The organism is Streptomyces tailanensis (genome assembly GCF_008386495.1).
GTDB lineage: Bacteria > Actinomycetota > Actinomycetes > Streptomycetales > Streptomycetaceae > Streptomyces > Streptomyces tailanensis.
In genome coordinates this window covers 216,920-223,449 of sequence record NZ_VTHJ01000004.1, presented here as the reverse complement: position 1 = coordinate 223,449, position 6,530 = coordinate 216,920, and the positions used below count along the sequence as shown (strand labels likewise).

Below are 6,530 nucleotides of genomic sequence, written 5' to 3'. Positions count from 1 at the left end.
TGCTCGGAGCTGCTTGATCTGGTCGTAGGTGTGCTGCAACCGCTTGGAGGTCTTCTCCCCGCGCTTGCTTCATCTTCACCAACTGAGCCATCGGCTGTATGAACGAGCGACGCCGGGCCGACATCGGCCGGATGCGGCAGAGCCGCAGGTGAAGCATGGGGGCTCACCGGGCTGCCGCGTCCCGTTGAATTCCCGAACACCCCCTGTGAAGCTCCTGTCAGTGGCGTGATCTAGTCTTCGCTCACGCGTCACACGCGCCCCACACGGTCCATGCATCAGGCATGTGCTCGGTCAGGCATGTCTTCGACCCCCCACGGCCCGTATGCGAGCGGCGCGCGTATCGCCTTTCCTTCGCTTCCTTCCGGGGGTTCGAAACACCGTGCGCAGACACGTACGCACCCTTCCGGCCGCCACCGCGCTGGCCGTCCTCTTCAGCTCGGCCGCGCTCGCGGTCGGCGTGGCCACGCCCGCCGTGGCCGACACCAGTACGCCCCTGCCGGTGCAGTCGTCCGGCGACATCGTCGTCGACGGCGTTCACCAGCGGGTCTTCGTCTCCGACCCGACCGGCGGCAAGGTCGTCGCCACCGACTACGCCGGCCAGGTCGTCGGCACCGTGCCCTCGCTGCCCGGCGCCAAGGGCCTGGAGCTGTCCCCCGATTCCGGCACGCTGTACGCGGCGGTGCCGGGCGACGACTCGATCGTGGCCATCGACACGGCGACGGTCACCGAGGCCAAGCGGTACCCGATCGGTGAGGGCACCGACCCGCAGTACCCGGCGTGGGCGGGCGGCAAGCTGTGGTTCGGCTACGGCGCCGCCGCCCAGGGCAACATCGGCTCGCTGGACGTCTCCGGCACCGACCCGGTGCTCACACTGGGCCAGGATCGCGGCTGGTACGCGGCCCCGACCCTGGCCTCCACCCCGGGCGCCCCCAACACGCTGGCGGCGGGCATCGAGGGCATGAGCCCGGCCAGCGTCGCCGTCTACGACGTCTCCTCCGGTACGGCGACGCGCACGGCGAGCGGCCCCAACACCAGCGACTACGTGCCGAGCAACCTGCGCGACCTCGCCCTCACCCCCGACGGCTCCCAGCTCGTGGTGGCCAGCGGCGCGCCGTACTTCCACCAGGTGTACAAGACCGCCGACCTGACCCCGGCGGGCCAGTACCCGAGCGACTCGTACCCGAACGCCGTCGACATCGCCCCCGACGGCACGGTCGCCGCGGGCATCGACGGCACGTACTCGCCGGACGTGTGGACCTACGAGCCGGGCACCACCACGGCCACCCACGTCTACGACTTCACCAACACGGCCGAAGGCACCGGCGACGCCGGCGTCCTCACGCCGGGCGGCCTCGCCTTCACGCCGGACGAGTCGCACCTGTTCGCGGTCGTCGCCCTCAGCACCGGCGGCTACGCGCTGCGCGACCTGGGTGCCGAGGCCCCGCCGCCGCCCCCGGCACCGTCCCCGACGACGCTGACGGTGAACGCGCCCGCCACGGCCACCCGGGCCCAGTCCCTGACCGTCACCGGCAAGCTGACCTCGGACGCGGCCTTCGCCTCCGGCACCACCCTCACGGTCACCCGCACCGACCTGGAGTCCCCGGCGGGCAAGGCGCTCGCCCCGGTCACGGTCGCGGCGGACGGCTCGTACTCCTTCAAGGACACCCCGCCGGCGGGCGGTTCGGTGAAGTACACCGTCTCCTACGCGGGCGACGCCACCCACCAGGCGGCCTCCGCGTCCGACACGGTCCAGGTCTCGCGCGCCACGACCACGCTGACGCTGAACAAGAACGGCAACGTCTACTCGTACGGGGCGGACGTGACGTTCACGGCGCACCTCGGTACGACGTACAAGAACCGCAAGGTCGAGATCTGGGCCGACCCCTACGGCTCCGACAAGCCGAACAAGCTGGTGAAGTCGGGGACGGTGAACTCGTCGGGCAACCTGTACGTCACCCTCGACCTGACCCGCGACACCAAGCTCACCGCGAAGTTCGCGGGCGACGCGCGCTACGCGCCGAAGACGGCGACGAGCAAGGTCTACACGAAGGTGAGGGTGTCGACGACACCGAGCCGCCACTACAAGACCCAGTACGCCTGGAACCACACGTACTACTACTTCCGCAAGTCCGTGGACCCGCTGTTCACGACCCGGATGACCTACTACCCGGGCCGTGACTACCGGGTCCAGGTCCAGGCGTACTACGACGGCGCCTGGCGCACCACGGGCACGAAGTACCTGCCCCTGGAGTCCTCCGGCCTGGGCGCCGTCGAACTCCAGGGCACCCCGAGCACCGGCATCCGCTTCCGGATCCGCTCCTCGTACATCGACACGACGTCGGGCGACAACGTCAACACGACGACGCACGGCGCCTGGAAGTACTTCATCTTCACCAGCTAGCCCCGAGGAACAGCACCCTCACCACCGGTGGCCCGCGACGTCCGACGTCGCGGGCCACCGCGCTGTCCGGAGGCGCCGCGTGGGATTGGTTTCCCTGATGAAAGGGGGTGAGAACCAACAGACGTGTTGTCAGGCTCAGTCACGCGAGCCCGTATCCCCTCCCCGACAAGGAATGGCTCATTCCGAATGATTTCGAAAGCGCTCTCCTTACCTGCGGGTACGTGTGACGATACGGATCTGCCGAAACTTGAGACCTCAATTTCGAGGTCACGGTCGCAAAGGAACAGGACATGACCACCCCTGTGCCGTCGGTCCCTTCTGCAGTTCCGTCAGCCGCGTCGGCCGCTTCGGCCTCGCCGGCCGGGCGGCTTCTCGTCGTGGACGACGAGGAAGGGATCCGTTCCATGCTCACGATGGCGTTGGAGTTCCTCGGCTACCAGGTGATCGCCGCGGCCACCGGTCGCCAGGCGCTCCAGGCCGTGACCAGGCACGACCCCGATCTGATCCTCCTCGACGTGAACCTCCCCGACCTCGGCGGCTTCGAGGTGTGCCGGACGTTGCGGGACCGGGGGAACGCCGTACCGGTGCTGTTCCTGACCGGGCTCGGCGGGGTCGACGACCGGGTGCGAGGGCTGGACATGGGCGGGGACGACTTCGTCACGAAGCCGTTCGAGCTGAAGGAGGTGGCCGCCCGGGTACGCGCCCTGCTGCGCCGCGCCGGCGTCACCGTCCCCACCCCCGACCGCAACCGGCTCCGCGCCGGCGCCGTCCAACTCGACGCCGACGCCCACCAGGTCTGGGCCGGCGGCCGCCCCGTGGACCTCACCACCACCGAGTTCGCCCTGCTGCGGTACCTCATGGAGAACCCCGGGCGGGTGCTCTCGCGAGGCCAGATCCAGGAGCGGGTGTGGAACCACCGCGACGAGGGGTCCGGCGTAGTGGACACGTACATCTACTACTTGCGCCGGAAGTTGGGCGAGCCTGGGCAGTCCCTGATACGTACGGTGCGGGGGGTGGGTTACCAGCTGTGCACGAACTGAACGACGGCGCGGAGAGGTTGGGGGCCACGTCGCGCCTACGAGCTCGGGCGGGATGCTGGTATTCGGGCGACTGCGGTTCGGTTCGTGGTCGCTCGCGCAGTTCCCCGCGCCCCTGCGGGGCGCGAGGCGAGGAACTGCTGGGCGGAAGCAAAGGGTTGGGCGCGGGATGAGTGGGTTCACAGGACTCGGCGGGAACATCAGGGCCGCCGGATTTCTCGCGACGGCCGCGCCGCCACACGCGCAGGCCCACACCCCCCGCCTCCCCGGCCCACCCGTCGAACAGCCCATCCGCCCAGACCGGTCAGGTCAACGCACCGTCGGCTTCTGGCTGATCGCCACCCTCGCCACCCTCGGTGCGGTGGCCGCCCTGTCCGCCCACACACTCGCCCACCACCTCACCGCCCGCACCGACGAACAGATCGCGAGGTTCAGCCGCCTCGCCCGCGACCCCGCCGCCCCGCCCCCGTCGGCATCGACCCTGGGCAAGAACTGCCTCGTACTCGTCCTCGACGCCGAGGGCCGGGTCGTCGAGCGCTACCGGGGCTCCACCGACCTCCCCGCCTTCCCGAGCCTCACCCCGGCCCGGCTGAAGGCATACGCCACCCGCGCCCACCCCTCCGCGTTCGGCGACACCTACCGCGCCCAGGTGACCCACCTCCGCCGGACCGACAGCACCCGCAAGGCCCGTTACGTCGTCACCGCCCAGACCACCACCGCCGACCGCCGAGCCGTCGAACGGCTCCTCCAGGTCGAGAGCGTCGCCGCACTCCCCCTCCTCGCCAGCGTCCTGTTCGGCGCCCGCCGCCTCGGCCGCCGGGAGGTCAGGGAACGCCGGGAGAGCGAGCGACGGCTGCGCGAGTTCATGGCCTCCGCCGGGCACGAACTGCGCAACCCGCTGACCACGATCTCCGGATACGCCGAACTCGCCCGCGTCGGCGACGGCGACCCCGCGTACGAACCCATGCGGCAGGAGGCGCTCGGCCGGATCGCCACCGAGGTCGGCCGCATGAGCACCCTCATCGACGAACTCGTCCTGCTGACCCGCCTCGACCTCGGCCAGCCCCTGCAACTGACCCGCGTGGACCTGGCCCAGCTGTGCCGCGACGCCGCCTCCGCCGCCCGCGACTGCCACCCCGACCACCCCGTACGGCTGCTCCTCGCCCCCGGCGACCACACCGTCACCGGCGACCCGCTACGGCTCCACCAACTCGTCGCCAACCTGCTGAACAACGCCCGCGTCCACACCCCGCCCGGTACGACGACCACGCTCGGCCTCGGCACGGAGGACGGCTATCGCGTCATCGAGGTCATGGACGACGGCCCCGGCGTCCCGCGCGAACTCAGCGCCCGCCTCTTCGAGCCGTTCGTGCGCGGCGAGGAGACGAAGGCCGCGGGCAGCGGACTCGGCCTCAGCATCGTCGCGGCCATCGCGACGGCCCACGGCGGCACGGTCGCCCTCGAACCGTCCCACCAGGGCGCGTGGTTCAGGGTGCGGCTCCCGGCCCCGGCGTGAACGGCTACTGACCGCCTTCTGACTCCGGCGTAACTTGGGAATGGCCTGTGAGGTGTGATTATTACCATCACTTGACGGGTTTCTGATCATTCTCTGATCCGGATCCGACCGTTTCCGGAGCCACGCCCGATTGAGTGAGGGATGTGCGAGGTGCGTCGGCAACGGTGTGACCTCGGACAACTCCCCCTCCGAGGTCGGCCCGGCATTCGCCCAGATCGACGGCTCATCGATCTACGACGAACGGAACGACGGCTCATCGGCCCGGCTCGACTAACCGGGCACGTGCTGGGCCGACCTCAACTCCACGAGCCGCTGCCGCACATGGGCCAGCGCCCCCTCCCGCCGCCCCGGCACCCGCTCCCGCAACCCGGCCAGCACCAGCCCCAGTTCACGGGCCCGGCCCACGTCGCTGACCTGCGCCCACTGATGATGCGCCCGGTCGACGGCCGCCTCCACCGCCGGATCCCCCGCGGCCTGCCCCGCCGCCAACCGCGCCCCGGCCACCCCCAGCCACACCTCACAACTGCGCGCCGCGTCCCCCGCGAGCATCGCCAGATCCGCCCGCACCTCCCGCCAGTGCCACACCTCGGCCGCCCCGTCCCCGAACTCCCGCACAGCCTCCGCCTCCCACCGCACGGCCAACGCGTCGGCTTCGGCATGCCGCCCGGCCTCGACGGCGGCGGTGATGGCGGCGTGGGGGTCGGCATTCTCAGCCCGTCCGGCGTTTGAGGACGAGCCCGAAGGGCGACAGCGGGGGTCTGGGGGCGCAGCCCCCAGGGGACGGGACTGGGTAGGGGCGGCGGGGGCGAAAGACCCAAGGGGGCCACCACCGCCGGGCGCCGCCCCGTCCCAGGCCAGCACCACATCCCCGTACCCCGCACCCCCCGTCCGCGCCAGCACCTGCTCATGCAGCACGCCAGGGGCCATCCGCTGCCCGCTCCGCAGTATCGTCGCGAGCGCCTTCATATACGTGGGCACGGCCACCCCCCGCCGCAAGCCCGCTGCCGAAGACGACGGCGGCGGCGCGATCCGCCCGTACACACTCACCCCCGGCCCCACCCCCAGCGGCCGCCCCGCCATCTGCCGCCACACCTCCCCGTCCGCGTGCAGATCGAGGAACAGCGTCGTGGACCCCGGCGTACGCAACCGCAGCTCCTCCACCAGCCAGTGCCACGGAAACGCGGTGTAGCGAACGGTCGCGGGAGTCGTCCGCGCCAGCGCGAGGTGGACGAGCCGCTGCTTGCGGTCGAGTTGGAGCTGGCCGGTGAGGTAGATGGCGAGCGGCCCGGGCGCGGTGGCCGCGGCGCGCAGCCGGGTGAGGACGGCCTGCGGCTCCAGCGGATCGGCCAGCTCGACCACGTTCGCCGTACCCGTGCCGGACAGCACCTCGGGCGCGACGGCCGCGAGCACGGGAAGCACGGAGGCCGCGTCCACCAGGCACCCCTTGCCCACCGGCGAGGCCGCGAGCAGCAGCACGGTTCCGGGCATCGTTCCCTCCCCATCGATCACGTACATCGATCACGTACACGGATCACGTACGTCATCCAGCACCGTAACCGCTGCGCGTGCAAACGGG

General features: G+C 71.0%; 4 protein-coding genes. 3 read left to right on the top strand and 1 reads right to left on the bottom strand.

Annotated features, from left to right (window positions below):
- The first annotated feature begins 322 nt into the window (after positions 1-322).
- The 3 genes from F3T56_RS05720 to F3T56_RS05710 all read left to right on the top strand — a co-directional run bounded on the left by F3T56_RS05720 (position 323) and on the right by F3T56_RS05710 (position 4,954).
- Positions 323-2,401: a YncE family protein gene (locus tag F3T56_RS05720; RefSeq protein WP_425473546.1), complete on the top strand. Its 2,079-nt coding sequence runs from the start codon at positions 323-325 to the stop codon at positions 2,399-2,401.
- Positions 2,402-2,691: 290 nt separating this feature from the next.
- Positions 2,692-3,441, top strand: a complete 750-nt coding sequence (locus F3T56_RS05715) for a response regulator transcription factor (protein ID WP_246203420.1) — start codon at positions 2,692-2,694, stop codon at positions 3,439-3,441.
- Between the two features lie 166 nt (positions 3,442-3,607).
- Entirely contained in the window at positions 3,608-4,954 is a 1,347-nt protein-coding gene (locus tag F3T56_RS05710; RefSeq protein ID WP_149823577.1) for a sensor histidine kinase, read from the top strand.
- A gap of 270 nt (positions 4,955-5,224) precedes the next feature.
- Here F3T56_RS05710 and F3T56_RS46000 read toward each other — a convergent pair whose 3' ends face one another.
- Positions 5,225-6,442 (bottom strand): hypothetical protein, encoded by a 1,218-nt coding sequence (locus F3T56_RS46000; protein ID WP_172638811.1) that lies wholly within the window; start codon positions 6,440-6,442, stop codon positions 5,225-5,227.
- Positions 6,443-6,530: the final 88 nt, after the last annotated feature.